At 38.2% G+C, this 18,267-nt stretch carries 12 protein-coding genes; 6 read left to right on the top strand and 6 right to left on the bottom strand.

Translation table 11 applies throughout. The annotated features are described in order from the left end of the window. The gene (gene malP / locus A6B41_RS07840; protein WP_027074192.1) at nt 1-2,370 is read right to left on the bottom strand and encodes a maltodextrin phosphorylase; all 2,370 of its coding nucleotides are present in this window, start codon (nt 2,368-2,370) and stop codon (nt 1-3) included. 163 nt (nt 2,371-2,533) lie between these two features. Here malP and malT point away from each other — a divergent pair, with 163 nt between their 5' ends. After that, nucleotides 2,534-5,260, top strand: coding sequence for an HTH-type transcriptional regulator MalT (gene malT, locus A6B41_RS07835; protein ID WP_027074193.1), 2,727 nt, complete (start codon nt 2,534-2,536; stop codon nt 5,258-5,260). Between the two features lie 248 nt (nt 5,261-5,508). Here malT and malG read toward each other — a convergent pair whose 3' ends face one another. The 3 genes from malG to malE all read right to left on the bottom strand — a co-directional run bounded on the left by malG (nt 5,509) and on the right by malE (nt 9,279). After that, nucleotides 5,509-6,399 carry a maltose ABC transporter permease MalG gene (malG, locus tag A6B41_RS07830; RefSeq protein ID WP_027074194.1) on the bottom strand — a complete coding sequence of 297 codons (891 nt, stop codon included), beginning with the start codon at nt 6,397-6,399 and terminating at the stop codon, nt 5,509-5,511. A gap of 51 nt (nt 6,400-6,450) precedes the next feature. Continuing rightward, nucleotides 6,451-7,989, bottom strand: a complete 1,539-nt coding sequence (gene malF / locus A6B41_RS07825; RefSeq protein WP_027074195.1) for a maltose ABC transporter permease MalF — start codon at nt 7,987-7,989, stop codon at nt 6,451-6,453. A gap of 102 nt (nt 7,990-8,091) precedes the next feature. After that, a complete protein-coding gene (gene malE / locus A6B41_RS07820; protein WP_027074196.1) occupies nt 8,092-9,279 on the bottom strand; it encodes a maltose/maltodextrin ABC transporter substrate-binding protein MalE in 1,188 nt (395 codons plus the stop codon). A gap of 357 nt (nt 9,280-9,636) precedes the next feature. On the opposite strand from malE, the gene malK reads away from it, so the two are divergent. The 3 genes from malK (at nt 9,637) to malM (ending at nt 13,124) form a co-directional block, all read left to right on the top strand. Next, nucleotides 9,637-10,755, top strand: coding sequence for a maltose/maltodextrin ABC transporter ATP-binding protein MalK (malK, locus tag A6B41_RS07815; RefSeq protein ID WP_027074197.1), 1,119 nt, complete (start codon nt 9,637-9,639; stop codon nt 10,753-10,755). A gap of 91 nt (nt 10,756-10,846) precedes the next feature. Further along, nucleotides 10,847-12,118: a maltoporin gene (locus tag A6B41_RS07810; protein WP_027074198.1), complete on the top strand. Its 1,272-nt coding sequence runs from the start codon at nt 10,847-10,849 to the stop codon at nt 12,116-12,118. A 109-nt stretch (nt 12,119-12,227) separates the two neighbouring features. Then, nucleotides 12,228-13,124 carry a maltose operon protein MalM gene (malM, locus tag A6B41_RS07805; RefSeq protein ID WP_027074199.1) on the top strand — a complete coding sequence of 299 codons (897 nt, stop codon included), beginning with the start codon at nt 12,228-12,230 and terminating at the stop codon, nt 13,122-13,124. Between the two features lie 145 nt (nt 13,125-13,269). Here the strand turns inward: malM and ttcA are convergent, their stop codons facing one another. Together ttcA and ubiG are read right to left on the bottom strand one after the other, a co-directional pair. Beyond that, entirely contained in the window at nt 13,270-14,208 is a 939-nt protein-coding gene (gene ttcA, locus A6B41_RS07800) for a tRNA 2-thiocytidine(32) synthetase TtcA (protein ID WP_027074200.1), read from the bottom strand. A gap of 62 nt (nt 14,209-14,270) precedes the next feature. Further along, nucleotides 14,271-14,984: a bifunctional 2-polyprenyl-6-hydroxyphenol methylase/3-demethylubiquinol 3-O-methyltransferase UbiG gene (gene ubiG, locus A6B41_RS07795; protein WP_027074201.1), complete on the bottom strand. Its 714-nt coding sequence runs from the start codon at nt 14,982-14,984 to the stop codon at nt 14,271-14,273. Between the two features lie 63 nt (nt 14,985-15,047). On the opposite strand from ubiG, the gene A6B41_RS07790 reads away from it, so the two are divergent. Next, complete coding sequence (locus A6B41_RS07790; protein ID WP_027074202.1) at nt 15,048-15,425, top strand: pyrimidine dimer DNA glycosylase/endonuclease V; 378 nt, start codon at nt 15,048-15,050, stop codon at nt 15,423-15,425. Nucleotides 15,426-15,535: 110 nt separating this feature from the next. Further along, the gene (gene gyrA, locus A6B41_RS07785; RefSeq protein WP_027074203.1) at nt 15,536-18,229 is read left to right on the top strand and encodes a DNA topoisomerase (ATP-hydrolyzing) subunit A; all 2,694 of its coding nucleotides are present in this window, start codon (nt 15,536-15,538) and stop codon (nt 18,227-18,229) included. The last annotated feature ends 38 nt before the right edge of the window (nt 18,230-18,267 follow it).

Below are 18,267 nucleotides of genomic sequence, written 5' to 3'. Positions count from 1 at the left end.
TTATCTATTTAACCAAATACGTTGTTGATAATCTTTAATTGAGCGATCTGAGCTAAATGCACCTAAACGAGCAGTATTTAAAATCGCACTACGTAGCCAAGCATCTTGATCTAAATAAGCTACACCAATTTTCTCTTGTGCTTGGCGGTAGCTGTCAAAATCAGCAAAAACTAAGAATGGATCGCGTTCTAGTAGGCTGTCTAGCATCAGTTGGAATGTCTTTTTATCCCCCTTGGATGCTTTTCCTTTAGCTAAGAAATCAACTGCATTTTTCAGTATAGGATTCTGCTTGTAATAGGCTTTTGGTTGATAACCTTTAGCTAATAATTCCCGCACACTTTCTACGGTGTGTCCGAAGATAAAGACATTCTCTTCACCTACCATCTCGGCAATTTCTACATTAGCACCGTCTAACGTGCCTAAGGTTAATGCACCATTGAGTGCCAATTTCATATTACCGGTACCGGAAGCTTCTTTGCCTGCCATCGAGATCTGTTCGGATACATCGGCAGCCGGAATAATTTTTTCCGCAAGACTGACTCGATAATCTGGTAAGAATGTCACTTGTAGTCGATCATTAACCTGTTTATCGTTGTTGATAATATCTGCCACATTGTTAATAGCATGAATAATATTTTTTGCCAAATAATAACCAGGCGCAGCTTTACCTGAGAACAAGAATAACCGTGGTGTATAGTCTTGATTTGGATTTGCTTTTAATGATTGATAAGTAGCAATAATATTTAACAAATTTAAATGTTGACGTTTATATTCATGGAAACGTTTGATTTGTACATCAAAAATAGCATTTGGATTGACGTTTAAACCTAATGTTTTGTGTATTCCATTCGCTAAAATGATTTTGTTATTATGTTTAATATGTTGATATTCTTCTCGAAAGCCGGAGTCATCAGCATATTTTTCAATGCCTTTTAATAATTCCAGATTATGTGTCCAATCTTGTTTTAAAGTGCGATCCAATAAATCGCTTAATTGTGGGTTTGCTTGTTGAATCCAACGGCGAGGCGTGATGCCGTTAGTTACATTGCAGAACTTGGTCGGGAATAATTGGTGGTATTCCGGGAATAAATCGGTCACTAATAGCTCTGAGTGAATTTCTGCAACACCGTTGACACGGAAACAGGTTACTACACAAAGGTTAGCCATACGCACACGATAGTCAAACAAGATAGCCAATTTTTCCCAAATTTTTGAATCTTCACCAAATTCTGAACGAACTTTGTCATGGAAAATATCATTAATTTTTTCCACAATTTGGTAGTGGCGAGGTAATAATTGCTTAAACAGACGTTGATCCCATTGTTCAAGCGCTTCAGGTAATAAAGTATGGTTAGTATAAGCAAAAGTATTGGAACAAATATCCCACGCTTGCTCCCACTCAAACCCGTGCTCATCTAATAGCACCCGCATTAATTCAGGTATTGCTAAGGTCGGGTGTGTATCGTTAAGTTGGACCACTTGGTGTTTAGCTAAATCGGCTAATGAGTGACCTTCAGTCAGGTGACGATCTAAAATATCTGCTATAGAACAAGCACAATGGAAGTATTGTTGCATCAAGCGTAATTTTTGCCCTGCTTTATGGTTATCATTTGGGTAAAGTACTTGCGTAAGTGCGGCTGCATTGACAATCGTTTTATCTGCCGTTAAAAATTTGCCGTCATTAAATGCATCGAAATCAAAGGATTGATCACTATCTGCCTGCCATAAACGCAATGGTTGAACAATATTATTTTTATGACCTACGATCGGTAAATCGAAAGCTTTGCCTTGAATAGTCAATTTAGGTTGCCATTCATATTGATCGGCTTTAATTTGTTTGATTTTTCCACCAAACCCGATATGACGGGTTTTAGATGGATTAAAACGATGCCAAGGGTAGCTGTCACGATCCCAAGTATCTGGCGCCTCTTTTTGCATACCGTCTTTAAAACTTTGTTTAAACAAACCATATTGATAATAAAGACCATAGCCTGTTGCATTTTGTCCTACAGTTGCCATTGAGTCTAAAAAACAGGCGGCGAGACGACCTAGCCCACCATTTCCAAGTGCCGGATCACGCTCTTGTTCTAAAACATCTACTAATTCAACTTGATATTGTTTAAGATAGTCGCGAATTTGTTTGTAATAACCCAAATTCATTAGATTATTGCCTGTTAAACGACCGATTAAAAATTCCATAGAGAGGTAGTTTACATGGCGGGATTCAGCCGGTTTCGTTGTAGGTTGGCTATAAATAAGCTCAAGGGAACCTTCTGCAACGACTTGATACCATTGCTGTAAAGTAAAATGTTTTGGATCTGCTACATCAAAATAACGACAGTATTTTGCTACAATAGATTTAAATGTCATAGGAAACCTCCGGTTAAAGATGAATACCGCTATTATGTAAAATCCGAATAAAATCAAATCATCCTTCTAGTTACCTTGTGTGGTATGATTATTAGGAAGTAGTTAGAACATAAATGGAGTATATATCATCCCCATTTTGTTATGAGAGAAAATTGAATTTATTATGTTAATACCATCAAAACTTGTCTGCTCTTTTCGATTACAAAATAGTATTCCTCGAAAACGTTTAATTCAAGAATTGGATAAATCTTCTGATTATCCGGTTGTATTGATTAATGCTCCTGCTGGTTATGGCAAAACTACGTTAGTGTCTCAATGGATTGAAGATAAAAAGAATGTTGGCTGGTATGCTTTAGATGAAGGAGATAATAATCCAGATCGTTTTGCGGTCTATTTTAGTGCAGCATTGCACTCAGCAATCAACAAAGAAATAGACGTTTTATTAGAAGAAAATCGTAAAGCTAACTTATTAGCTTCATTTAATCAATTATTGATTAAAGCTACCATGTTTTCGGAACATTTTTATCTCGTGATTGATGATTATCATGTGGTTGAAAATGAAGAGATCCATGATGCGTTAAAATATTGGGTTAAACATCAGCCAAATAATATGACATTAATTCTTATTTCTCGCGCTGTTCCACCGCTAGGTATTGCAAGTTTAAGAGTTCAGGAACAATTATTGGAAATAGATATTAATCAACTGGTATTTGATCATCAAGAAAGTGCTGCATTTTTCCAAGCAAGATTGGGTTCTGAGTTAAATCAGAAAGATATTATCGCATTATGTAATGAAGTTGAGGGGTGGCCGACTGCACTTCAATTAATCAGCTTATTTGTTAAAAATAAATCGCATACGTTACAAGTTCCATTGCAAGATATTGCTAAACGATTAGCCAAATCAAATCATTTTCACATTAACGAATATTTGGCTGATGAAGTGCTAAATAAAGTCGATGAAGATACCCGTTTATTTATTTTACGTTGCTCTGTATTGCACTCGATGAATGAATCTTTAGTTAAGGCGGTTACTGGAGAACAAAATAGCCGAACAAAATTAGAGTCTCTCGAAAAGCAAGGCTTATTTTTACAACAAATGGCAAATAGTAAATGGCAAAGTGGAGATGATATTTGGTGGAAATTCCATCCGCTTTTTGCTTCTTTTTTAAATTTATGTTGTCAGCACGAATTATATGATGAATTACCACAACTGCACCAGAAAGCTGCACAAGCCTGGTTGAAGCTAGGTTATGTGACAGAAGCGCTATACCATGCAATGCAATTATCTAATACTGAATTATTGCTCAATATCTTAGATGAACATGCTTGGACAGTATTTCATCAAGGCGATTTAAACTTATTAGAAGAAAGTTTAAATTGCCTTAATTATAAACATTTAACCGAACATCCTAATTTGGTCTTATTAAGAGCTTGGCTGGTACAAAGCCAACATCGTCATGTAGAAGTTGGTGGAATTTTGGCTGATTTTTCTCAAGCATTAAGCGAAAATAAAATTGAATTGAGTAAAACGGCAAATGCGGAATTTAATGTGCTACGGGCACAGGTTGCGATAAATTCCGGAGATGAAAATACTGCGCTTCAATTAGCTTCAGAGGCATTAAATGATCTTTCGGAAAATGCGTATTATGCCTATATTGTTGCGATTTCTATTATTGGTGAGGCTCATCATTGTCACGGTAATCTGGCAGAAGCATTAGCCATGCTACAGAAAGCTGAACGTATGGCTCGTCAGCACCATACATATCACAATATTTTATGGTCATTGCTTCAACAGTCGGAAATTTTACTTGCTCAAGGATTTTCACAAGCAGCTTATGAAATGTTAGATAAGGCAAGCGAATTTGTAAAAGAAAACCATCTGCAAAAAGTACCAATGTATGAATTCTTATTACGTTCAAAAGGTAAAATTTTGTGGGAATGGTATAACCTAGATAAGGCAGAATCTATGGCAGTAGCTGGGATGAATGTATTATCAAAATTTGAAGATAAGTTACAATGTTTAACATTATTAACTAAGATTTCGTTAGCAAGAGGAAATCTCGATAATACTTCTCGATTATTAAGAGAGGTTGAACAGTTAGAACACTCTCACTCTTATCACCATGATTGGATTGCTAATGCAGATCAAGTTCGTATGATCTATTGGCAAATGAATAATGACATTTCGGCAGCTCGAAGTTGGTTGATTCAAAACCCATTACCGATTTCTGACAAGAATCATTTTACTCAGATTCAATGGCGAAATATTGCACGAGCAGAAATTTTATTAGGGGAATATGATAAAGCGAAAGAAATTTTAGATAATTTAATTGAAACAGCTGAAAAGTTTTCTCTTATCAGTGATCTGAACCGTGCATTAATTGTACGTAACAGACTTTATTTTTTACAAGGAGAGAAAGAGCTAGCTCAGCAAGATTTAATTCATGCTCTAAAACTCACACGGCAGACAAACTTTATCAGTGCTTTTGTGATTGAGGGCGATGTGATGGCGCAGCAAATTCGTCATTTATTGCAATTAAACGTGTTAGATGAGCTGGTTCTGCACAAAGCACAGTTTATATTGAGAAATATCAATCAGTTTTATCGACATAAATTTGCTCACTTTGATGAAAATTTTGTTAATCAATTACTTAAAAACCCTAAAGTTCCTGAGTTATTAAAGATTAGCCCGTTAACCCAACGGGAGTGGCAGGTATTAGGCTTAATCTATTCCGGTTATAGTAATGAGCAGATTTCGGATGAATTACAAGTTGCTGCAACCACAATAAAAACGCATATTAGAAATTTATATCAAAAAATTGCGGTAACAAATCGTAATGAAGCGATAAATTATACAAAAGAGTTATTAACCTTAATGGGTTATAATTAAGGCTATTATTTATCTGCCAAAATTACGATAAGCTTATTGTTACTCAATTATTCGTCTAAAAGCAAAATATTGCACTGTTGCAAATGTTTGGCGTTTTATTGGGATTTTTATTTGCAAAAAATTGGAGTAATTTGACCGCTTGTTCACCTCTGTTTTTAATATGGGTAAACATTATTTCATTGTTACAAGCGGTCATTTTTCGAGAATTTTTTGTAATCCCAAAAGAAGTTTGCAAAAAGAGTGACTGTTTAGCCTTTCACGCCACCGGCAGTTAATCCACCTATTAACCAACGTTGTGCCAACAAGAATACCAACGTAATAGGAATGGCAGATAATACCGCAGCAGCAGCGAAATCGCCCCATAAATAGTTTTGAGGATAGAGATATTGTTGCATACCAACCGCTAAAGTATAGCTGTTTACATCGCGTAGCAGCAATGAGGCGACTGGTACTTCGGTAATGGCAGCAATAAATGAAAGAATGAAAACCACCGCTAAAATTGGTACCGAAAGTGGTAATAAAATTAAACGGAATGCTTGCCACGGCGTTGCACCATCAAGTGCAGCTGCTTCTTCTAAAGATCCATCAATTGTTTCAAAGTAGCCTTTAATTGTCCAAACGTGCAAGGCAATTCCCCCTAAATAGGCAAAAATAACGCCGCCATGAGTATTTAAGCCAAGGAATGGTACATATTGGCCAAGACGATCAAATAACGCATATAAAGCGACTAAAGAAAGTACCGCCGGGAACATTTGGAAAATCAGCATTCCCTGCAAAATGGTCTTTTTACCTCTAAATTTCATTCGGGCAAAAGCATAAGCACAGGTTGTAGATAAAGTTACAATACCAATTGAGGTTATAGTTGCAACTTTGATTGAATTCCATAACCAACGTAATACAGGGAATGGGGGAGGTGTTACCGTACCGTCTGAGTGGGTGACATCAAAGCCTAGTGCAGCTTGCCAATGTTCCCAAGAAATTTGGCTTGGAATAATATCTCCAATGGCAAGATTTCCTGGACGTAGTGAAATACCAATTACCATCAATAAAGGAAAAATAATCAAGGCTAGAAAACAAATTAAGATTAAATGGGTTGCCCATACCCGATAACGCACAGATTTAGATTGAACAATTGCCATGTATAACTCCTGAAGTTAATTGAGGTTAAGGGTTCTGAATACTTAACACTTTTATAATTCCATTTTGGTTGCTTTAATATTTAAGAGAGCCAACCCACCGACTAATAAGAAAATAATAGTTGCGATAGCCGCAGCCAAGCCGAAATCTTGCGTACCGCTTCCTTCAAAGGCAATACGGTAGGTATAGCTGACTAACAAGTCGGTATAACCGGCCGGTGTAGTTGTTCCAATCATATCCGGACGACCGTTTGTTAATAATTGAATCAATACAAAGTTGTTAAAGTTAAATGCAAAAGAGGCAATCATTAACGGAGTAAGTGGTTTTAACAATAATGGGAAAGTGATTTTACTGAAGTTTTGCCAAGTGGAGGCTCCATCCATTGCGGAAGCTTCATATAAATCGGACGGAATGGCTTTGAGTAATCCCATACATAAAATCATCATATAAGGATAGCCTAACCACGTATTCACAATTAGGATCATCACTTTAGCAAGAAACGGATCATTGAACCATTCTGGGCTGATACCAAATAATTGATTCAAAATCATATTGATTTCACCAAAACTTTGATTAAATAACCCTTTGAAAATTAAAATCGAAATAAAGGAAGGAACTGCATAAGGTAAAATCAATAATAAGCGATATATAGCTTTCCCTTTGAGAGCTTCCCATTGTACCAAACAGGCAAGTACCATGCCTAAGATAACGGTAAAGACGACGGTTAATAAAGAGAAGACGACTGTCCAAATGAATATTTGTACAAAAGGTTTGCTAATTCCTTCATCAGTAAAAATTTTAACAAAATTATTAAAGCCTGATGTAACGGTATAACCCGGCTCAAGCGTTTCATCCTGCCAGTTTCCGTTTGCATCAATAGCCTGGAAGAATCCGGTTTCATCATTAGCTTGATAAATTTTGCCGGTTTCGTTATTTAATAATGTTTTTTTATCTTCATCAAAGTGATAGCGTTGTTTTTGTTCTGAAAATTGGCGTAATGAACTCATTGTAAGTTGATTGCCATTCGGTAAAATCACATTCATTGACTGAAGAGTCGAGCGGTTCTGTGTGATAGTTTTAAGAGGAGCAATTTTTCCGTTCGGGATACTCTGTTCGGTAACAGTAACATTGAGACCGGCAGTTAATGGAACAGCTTCTGAGACAAAAGTTTGTTCTGTAACAGGATTAGTTAATGCAATGCTATATTGATTATCTGCTTGTTGATAAAGCGTAAAATTGTATTTTTCTCCGGAAAAATAACGTTGTTCAGTTAGCACTGAAACCGCACGCTCGAATGCTAATTGGTTAGAACCACTATAATTAGTAAATGCAATAGCAATGGTTGCAACTAAAGGGAATAAGATAAAAATAGCCATTCCGGTAATGCCGGGATAAACATAGCGCCAAGCATATGCATTTTTATTGGTAAAAATATATACGCCAGAAGTAAGAATAATAAGTGTTAAAATAGCAAAAAGATATTCACCTTGTGAGTACATTAATACAACAAGATAGAAGTCAAGGAGTAATACTAGTCCTGCGAAGAGATATTTGAGCCAATTAGTTGGTTTGGATGGGGGGTGAGTCAGCATAATAGCACCTCGAATTTTTTACTGCATTTTTTTACTATACTTGGGGCGAATCTAAAAAATGAGTGAGTTATAAGCTAACCCACTCTGAATAATGAAGGATTATTATTGTTTTTGAATGCGGGAATGTGCATCATCTAATGCTTCTTTTACAGGTTGACGCCCTGTCACCGCATTGTTGATAGCGGATTTTTCGGCATACCAGAAGGAAGACATCTGTGGGATATTTGGCATAATTTCACCATTTTTCGCATTTTCCATAGTGGCTGCAATGCGTGGATCGGCTGCCAATTTTTCTTGGTAAGATTTTAATGCAACTGCACCTAAAGGTTTATCTTTATTCACAGCATCTAGACCTTCATCTGTTAGTAAGTAATTTTCTAAGAATTCTTTCGCTAAATCTTTGTTTGGACTTGAGCTGTTAATGCCGGCACTTAATACTCCAACGAATGGTTTAGAGGCTTGACCATTTAATGTTGGTAGTAGAGCTACACCGTATTTAATACCGCTTTTATCAATATTTCCCCAAGACCAAGGACCATTGATTGTTAATGCTGTTTGTCCTTTGTTAAAAGAGGCTTCAGCTACAGCATAGTCCATATCGGCACTAATATGTTTATTTTTAACCATATCAACGACAAATTGTAATGCTTTTACTGCGCCTTCATTGTTCACACCAATATCTTTTGCATCATATTTGCCATCAGCAAATTTAAACGCATAAGCTCCGTTTGAAGCAGCAATAGGCCAAGTGAAATATGGTTCGGCTAAATTCCACATAATGGCATTTTTACCCTCTTTTTTAAGTTTTTTATCTAACTCGATAATTTCTTCCCAAGATTTAGGAGCTTCTTTAACTAAATCTTTATTATAAATTAACGAAATGGCTTCAATTGCCACCGGGTAGCCGATAATTTTGCCGTTGTAGGTTTCTGCATCCCAAGCAAAATCAACAAATTTATCTTTAAATTCTTTACTTACATTCACTTCTGCTAATAAACCCGATTGAGCATAGCCACCAAAGCGGTCGTGTGCCCAAAACATGATATCAGGACCATCATCGGTTGAGGCAACCTGCGCAAATTTTTCTTCAAGTTTATCCGGATGTTCAACTAATACTTGAATACCTGTATCTTTTTCAAACGTCTTACCGACTTCTGCAAGCCCGTTATAACCTTTATCGCCATTGATCCAGATAACGAGTTTACCTTCGGTCATTTTTGCCATAACAGTTCCAGAAAAAACTAAGGTAGCAAGGGTAGTTAATGTGAATTTGACGCATTTGTTTTTCATAAAAAACTCCTTGAGGTTAAATGAAAAGGGATATTTACAACCCATTTATTAAATTGTGACAAATTATGAGCTATTCCGTCTATTTGAGATCATCCTTTGCTCTACGCCCCCCGAGATAAAAGTATGATCCAATTAACATTTTGGCTAATTTTGTGATCTATCTCACAAAAAAAAGAATAAAAAATGAGAGTTTGATCACAAAATTTATAAAAATTTAATTACTCGTTATTTTTTAACCAAATAAACGTAATTAAGCTTCTAACCCTGCAAAAAAGTTTTCTAGGATGATTTACTCTTTAAATAAAAGAGCGATGATTTAGCCTAAATTCAAACCAACAAGAAATAAGAGGTTTAATCATGGCAAATGTATCATTGCGCAATGTAGGGAAATCGTATGGTGATGTTCATATTTCTAAGGATATTAATTTAGAAATTAATAAAGGTGAATTCGTTGTTTTTGTTGGCCCGTCAGGTTGTGGAAAATCAACTTTGTTGCGAATGATTGCAGGACTTGAAGATATTACTACAGGTGAGCTTTATATCGGCGATAAATTAATGAACGATGTAGAGCCCTCTAAACGTGGGATTGGGATGGTTTTCCAGTCTTACGCTCTCTATCCACACCTAGATGTAGCGGAAAATATGTCTTTTGGATTAAAACTGGCCGGGGTCAGTAAAGCGGAAAGAGAGCGGAGAGTAAATCAAGTAGCGGAAATTTTGCAGCTTGCTCATTTATTAGATAGAAAGCCTAAAGCTCTCTCGGGAGGACAGCGTCAGCGAGTAGCTATTGGTAGAACTTTGGTTTCTCAACCAGAGGTATTTTTACTGGATGAGCCTCTTTCCAATCTTGATGCTGCATTGCGAGTGCAGATGCGAGTGGAAATTTCCAAATTACATAAAAAATTAAATCGTACGATGATCTATGTGACTCATGATCAAGTTGAAGCAATGACTTTGGCGGATAAGATTGTGGTATTGAATGCAGGAGGCATTGCTCAGGTAGGAAAACCATTAGAGCTTTATCATTACCCGGCTAACCGTTTTGTTGCTGGATTTATAGGCTCTCCTAAAATGAATTTTTTACCAGTGAAAGTCACAGAAGTAGAGCTGGAAAGAGTAAAAATTGAATTGCCAGATGCAAATCATCACAACTTTTGGATTCCTGTTTCAGGCGAAGATGTAAATGTAGGAGACAATTTATCTCTAGGTATTCGTCCGGAACATTTATTACCTTCAGACCAAACTCAAGTAACCTTACACGGCATTGTACAAGTAGTGGAATTGTTAGGGAATGAAACACAAATCCATCTTGAAATCCCTGAAATCAAACAACCAACCTTAATTTATCGCCAAAATGATGTGGTATTAGTTAATGAAGGCGATGAAATGAATATTGGTATCTTACCGGAACGTTGTCATTTATTTAAAAAAAATGGTACTGCTTGCAAGCGATTGTTTGTCGAGAAAGGGATATGACAATTTCAATTTATTTACTGATTTTAGGAGATATTTTCTATCCCCTAATAATTTAACCTAAGCAAAACCAAATATTAAGAGAGGTTCTATTATGAAAAAAACAGTCTTAGCAGTTGCAATCAGTGGTGCAATGTTTGCAGCAAGTGTATCAGCGGTCGAGTTCCATGGTTATGCACGTTCAGGTATCGGTTGGACATCAGGTGGTGGTGAGCAATCCGCTTTTACTGTAAACGGCGGTGGCTCAAAATACCGTTTAGGTAATGAATCAGATACTTATGCAGAATTAAAATTAGGGCAGGAATTGTTTAAAAGTGGTGAAAAAGCTGTCTACTTTGATACAAACCTTGCTTATGGTGGGGCACTTCATAATAACGACTGGACAGAAACCAGTCCGGCATTACGTGAATTAAACGTACAGTTTAAAAATTTTGCGGATAGCTTACCAGGCGCAACTTTATGGGCAGGTAAACGTTTCTACCAACGTCACGATGTACATATGAACGACTTCTATTACTGGGATATTTCAGGACCGGGAGCAGGGGTTGAAAATATTGATTTAGGCTTCGGTAAACTCTCTTTAGCGGTTACCCGCGATACAGAGAAAGATGGTGCATTTTCTTATTACTATGACTATGTTAAAAAAGCCTATGTAGCCAATCGTAATGCGAAAAAAGATGTATATAACGATATTTTTGACGCTCGTTTAGCCGGTATTGAACTATGGAAAGACGGATCATTAGAACTAGGCTTTGATTACGGTAATGCACATACTAAAGACGGTACAAAACTCAATAATGATAAAGCCACTAAAAATGGTTATATGGTAACAGCAGAATATACTCAAGGTAACTTCTTTGGTGGTTTTAATAAATTTACCGCACAGTATGCAACCGATTCGATGACTTCTTGGAATAACGGCCACGCACAAGGTTCTTTGGCAGATAATAAAGGCAATATGCTTCGTTTAATCAACCAAGGCGTAGTACAAGCGAGTGAGAACGTTGAAGTTATGTATGCTTTAATCTACGAAAAAACAGACTTAGATAATAAAAAAGGCAAAACTTGGTATTCTGCAGGTATCCGTCCAATGTACAAATGGAACGATACAATGAGTACATTATTGGAAGTTGGTTACGATCGCATTAAAGATCAAGCAACGGGCAAGAAAAATGACTTAGTGAAATATACTATTGCACAACAATGGCAAGCCGGTAACAGTATTTGGGCTCGTCCTGCGATCCGCGTATTTGGTACCTATGCACATTGGAATGATAAATTCAACACTCAAGCTCGCACAGATGCAGGCTACAAGGCTAAAGATGGGGAGTTTATTACTGGCGTTCAATTTGAAGCCTGGTGGTGATCATCAACTTATTACTGTGGGGAAGGTTCTTTTGCCTCCCCGCTATTTATAAATTGATGATATTAAGAATCTGATTAACACAATATTTTCGCGATTTTAAGAGGTTAAGATGAAAAAAATTCTTCTTTCTACAGCGCTTTTATTCTCCTATCTTTTAGTGGTTCCATCAAGTATCGCAACTGGCTCGGCAGTTAAGCCTATTTATATTAATTCATCTGAGATTGCTCAACTTCAATGGCAGGATGTTCCGTTCTCGCAAACGGTAAAAACAGATTTAACTGAAAAACAAAAGAAGGCATTTACTGCCTCTTTTGCAGGTATTGAAAGCCCTATTGCCGCTTATCGCATTCCGGCAAATCAAGGAACTGTAGAAATTGAAATAGAAAGTCTAGTAATTGATAAAAATGTTTTTGTGCCTACGGTTGTTGTGCTAGATAGTCACTTTAATGTGGCGGCAACTTATCCCTCTTCTACATTTAAATTACTGGAAGAGCGGGGTTTGAAAGGAAATCGTTTGGGTGCAGAGCTTAATTTAACCCCTGCAATGAACCAAGAATATATTTACTTATTAATTTATACTACGCAGCAAGATTTGGCGAAAACAACCATGATGCCCCATCCTGCAAAAGTCTATGCGAAAGCAACGGGAAAACAACCGCCGGCTATTAATGATATCGAAGTGACCCACAGTTTAAACGGTCAAATTCATATTAATGTGTTAGGTTCAAACGGCACTAAATTTATTGGCTTGCCAACAGACATTTTCAGCTCAAACAAATCATCAACATCGGTAGGGCAAACGACAGTTCGAATGGTGAAAAAAGACAGTTCAATGGCTATAAAGACAGCGGTAGATAAAGATACGGAGGACTATTTTAATCAAGCGGTAATGAAAGCCATTAAATCGAAAGATATTAATAAAGCGATGAATTTGGTTAATGAGGCAGAAAAATTAGGATTAACTTCACCACGCCAAATTTTCTTGAAAAATGTAAGTTCAAATTAGTTCACAGTTCATAATTGTTTTTTTCATGGGTATTCTTCTTGTCATCGTGTGATGGTTACTTGCCATCAACGCCCTATCGGAACATCTGATAGGGCGCTTTTTTAGGAAATTTGCAAATTTGGGGGGAAATTTAACCGCTTGGAAGTTAATTAATCGCTTTAAATTGAATTACACCCGCTTCAGCAAAGTTGTTATCATCATCTTCATCTAAGAAGGTTTTTGCTTCAATTTTAATATTATCAAATGCGGTGTCGCCTTCTACGCCGTCAATCATTTGGCCGTGTTTAATGCCTTTGAAATCAAACAAGTTTGGATCGCATAAATGAGATGGCACAATATCTTGTAAGGCACTGAACATGGTTTCTAATCTACCCGGGTATTGGCGATCCCAAGTGTTTAGCATCTCTTTCACTACTTGGCGCTGAAGATTCGGTTGTGAGCCGCACAGGTTACACGGGATAATCGGGAATTGCTTGGCTTCAGCGTATTTAATAATATCTTTTTCTTTACAATACGCGAGAGGGCGGATCACAATCTGTTTGCCGTCATCAGAAATGAGCTTTGGCGGCATACTTTTCATTTTGCCACCGTAGAACATATTTAAGAATAAGGTGGCAAGCATATCGTCACGGTGATGTCCTAATGCGATTTTGGTTGCTCCTAATTCTGTCGCGGTACGGTATAAAATGCCACGACGAAGTCGTGAGCAGAGCGAGCAGGTGGTTTTTCCCTCCGGAATTTTCTCTTTCACGATACCGTAAGTATTTTCTTCCACAATTTTATATTCCACGCTGATGCTTTCTAAATAGCGAGGCAGCACATCTTCAGGGAACCCCGGCTGTTTTTGATCTAAGTTCACCGCAACCACACTGAAATTGACCGGTGCACTTTGTTGTAGATTTAGCAAAATATCTAATAACGTGTAGCTATCTTTACCACCGGATAAGCAAACCATGACTCGGTCGCCTTCTTCAATCATGCCAAAATCGGCAATCGCATTACCCACATTTCGGCGTAAGCGTTTTTGTAACTTATTGAAATTATATGTAATTTTTTTGTCTTTTTGTTGGGTTTCGTCTGTCATAATCTGTTATATAGGCTGAGAAATAAGCGGTGTATAGTAAAGATTTCGTGCTATTTTGCAAGTTAATTGTTGATTTTAAGCGTGGCAATATAGTTACAGCTCACATCATTATTTAACCGGAATTTTTCGGTTAATGGGTTGAAATGATAGCCTTTCATCTCATCACAGCGTAAATTGGCTTCATCGCACCATGCCAATAATTCCGCGGGCTTAATAAATTTTTCAAATTCGTGGGTGCCTTTAGGTAACATTTTTAACACATATTCTGCCCCAATAATTACCAACATATAAGCTTTAAAGGTACGGTTGATGGTGGAGAAAAACAAAATACCGTTTGGTTTTAGCAACGCTTTGCAGCTCTGGATAATGGACAGCGGATTTGGCACGTGTTCCAGCATTTCCATACAGGTAATCACATCAAATTTTTCAGCCTGACAAGCGGTCATTTTTTCCAAAAAATTTTCAATTGTGGTCTGTTGGTAGTCAATTTCCAAACCACTTTGTTTGGCGTGCTGTTTGGCAATTTCAAGCGGTTCGGTGGTCATATCAATGCCGGTGACAATCGCTCCTTGTTTCGCCATCGCTTCACTTAAAATGCCACCGCCACAACCGACATCTAGTACTTTTTTGCCGAATAAACCGTTCGATTTTTCTAAAATATAGGCTAAACGAAGGGGATTAAGTAGATGAATTGGCTTGAAACTGCCGTTAGGCTCCCACCACGTTTGTGCCATTTTTTCAAATTTTGTAATTTCTTGTTGGTCGACATTTTGCATAAGCTATTCCTATGGTAAATTTGGCTGTTACTATAACGTATTTAGTCTAAAAGGAAAATCACAATGACTCGAATTAACCTTGTTCCGCCCGCGGAATTGTGCGATCAACATTTATTGGCGGAACACCGCGAACTTACTCGTGTCCCTAATGCGGTGGCGAAAGGTAAGTTCAGCTTAAAAGGTCAGCCGGAAGATTATAAATTAGGCGAAGGACATGTTCGTTTTTTCTTCAATAAACTCGCTTTTTTGAAAAAACGTTACGATTTACTGCATGAAGAGTGCTTGGCAAGAGGCTTTAATGTGCAATATTTCTGGGCTGAGAACTTGCCGGAAGATTCCTCACTTTGGCTTGATTATGAGCCGACTGAAACCGCATTAGCTACAAATCGTGAGCGAATTGCGTTAAGAATGCCGGCAAAACCGCGTTTTACCGAAAAATAACCGCTTGTTCCCCCTTTTTGTTGCTTTTTATGCTATACTTACGACAATTTTTCGCCTGATTTAACCATAGCGGTTTAAGGCTCTTTTACCAATAAAATTAGGAAATTTCAATGAGCGAATTAGCCAAAGATATTATCCCCGTAAGTATTGAGGACGAATTAAAAACCTCTTACCTTGACTATGCCATGTCGGTTATCGTTGGGCGTGCATTGCCTGATGTGCGTGACGGTTTAAAGCCGGTTCATCGCCGTGTACTATTTTCAATGGATCAAAATAGCAATACCTATAATAAACCACACGTAAAATCAGCCCGTGTGGTGGGTGATGTTATCGGTAAATATCACCCGCATGGTGACTCTGCGGTGTATGACACTATTGTGCGTATGGCACAACCGTTCTCATTACGTTATATGTTAGTTGACGGGCAGGGTAACTTTGGCTCAATTGACGGTGATGCACCGGCGGCAATGCGTTATACCGAAGTGCGTATGCAAAAAATTACGCAGGAATTATTAACCGATCTTGATAAAGAGACAGTGGATTTCTCGCCAAACTACGATGGCAAAGAGATGATTCCTGACGTACTTCCAACCAAAATTCCTGCCTTATTGGTAAACGGTTCTTCCGGGATTGCAGTGGGTATGGCAACCAATATTCCGCCTCACAATTTAGGCGAAGTGCTGGATGGCTGCTTGGCATACATTGATAATGAAAATATTAGTGTTGAAGAGTTAATGCAATACATTCCGGGGCCGGATTTCCCAACGGGAGCAATTATCAATGGTCGCAAAGGGATTGAAGAAGCTTATCGTACCGGTCGTGGTAAAGTTTATGTGCGTGCGAAAGCAAGTGTGGAAACTACCGATAAAGGCCGTGAGCAAATTGTGGTTACCGAGCTGCCGTACCAAGTGAATAAAGCCAAACTCATCGAAAAAATTGCCGAGCTTGTAAAAGATAAGAAAATCGAAGGCATTAGTAAAATTGATGATTATTCGGACAAAAAAGGTATCTCAATTGTTATTGAAATCAAACGTGATGCAGTGGGCGAAGTGGTGTTAAATCACCTTTATTCTTTAACCCAAATGCAAGTCACCTTTGGTATCAACATGGTTGCCCTTGATAACGGTCAGCCAAAAGTGTTGAATTTACAGCAAATTATCGAAGCCTTTGTGAAACACCGCCGCGAAGTCGTTACTCGCCGTACGATTTTTGAATTACGCAAAGCGCGTGAACGTGCACATATTTTAGAAGGTTTAGCGATTGCATTAGCGAATATTGATCCTGTTATTGAATTAATCCGTGCCTCAAAAACGGCTGAAGAAGCGCGTGAAGGCTTATTAGCTCGCCCTTGGGCATTAGGAAATGTTGCCCCAATGTTAGAAGCCGCAGGGGTGGATGCCTCTCGTCCGGAAGATTTACCGGAAAACTTAGGCGTACGTGATGGTCAATATTATTTATCAGAAGCCCAAGCCCGTGCGATTTTGGAATTACGTTTACACCGTTTAACAGGCTTAGAACACGAAAAAATCGTTGAAGAATACAAAGAGTTACTCACTGAAATTGGCGAATTATTGCGTATTTTAAACAGTGCTGAGCGTTTAATGGAAGTAATTCGTGAGGAATTAGAGCTGGTTAAGGCGACCTTTAACGATGAACGTCGTACTGAAATTACCGCAGCCTCTGGCGACATTAACATTGAAGATTTAATTGCCCAAGAAGATGTGGTAGTAACACTTTCTCACGCAGGCTATGTGAAATATCAACCGTTATCTGACTACGAAGCTCAACGCCGTGGTGGTAAAGGTAAGTCTGCAACGAAAATGAAAGAAGACGACTTTATCGAAAAACTATTGGTGGCCAACACTCATGATACGATCCTCTGCTTCTCAAGCCGCGGTCGTTTATATCAGTTAAAAGTGTATCAATTACCGCAAGCCAGCCGCGGTGCACGTGGTACGCCGATTGTGAATATTCTGCCGTTAGTGAAAGAAGAAAACGAACGCATTACCGCGATTCTCCCGATTCCAAACGGCGAATTCTCAGCAGATAAATTTATCTTTATGGCAACCGCAAGTGGTGTGGTGAAAAAAGTTTCGTTAGATGCATTCAGCAACGTCAGATCAAGCGGTCTAATTGCATTAAAACTTCGCGAAGGCGATGAATTAATCGGTGTGGACATCACAGACGGCGAAAGCGAAATTATGTTGTTCTCGGCACAAGGTCGAGTGGTTCGCTTTGCAGAAAAAGCCGTGCGTGCAATGGGCCGTACCGCAACAGGTGTACGTGGTATCAAACTTGCTACTACCGAAATTTCAAGTGATGAAATTGAAGACGCAGAAATCATCGAAATTGAAAATGAGGAAGCGGAAGATTCAACCAGCGTGAGCCTAGACACCGACCGCGTGGTTTCATTGGTCATTCCTCGCACCGAAGGCGATATTTTAACTGTCACCCAAAACGGCTACGGTAAACGTACCGTCATTGGCGAATATCCGGTGAAATCTCGTGCAACAAAAGGTGTGGTTTCTATCAAAGTGAATGAACGTAATGGTAAAGTGGTTGCGGCAGTTCAGGTGTTTGATACCGACCAAATTATGCTGATTACCGATGCCGGCACACTAGTTCGCACAAGGGTTGCTGAAGTCAGCCTAGTTGGACGAAATACCCAAGGCGTTCGCATTATTCGTACCGCAGAAGATGAACATGTTGTGAGTTTAGAACGAGTGTGCGAGCCTGAAGAAGATGATGAAAACATCGAAGCAGTTGAAAACGCGGAAAATGTAGAAACATCAACAGAAGAATAATCTCACTCAAACAAGCGGTCGTTTTTTCAGAGAATTTT

It is taken from the genome of Mannheimia granulomatis (genome assembly GCF_013377255.1).
GTDB classification, from domain to species: Bacteria; Pseudomonadota; Gammaproteobacteria; order Enterobacterales; family Pasteurellaceae; genus Mannheimia; species Mannheimia granulomatis.
Note: the sequence above shows the minus strand (reverse complement) of the source record. Positions and strands in the feature narration are given on the sequence as shown.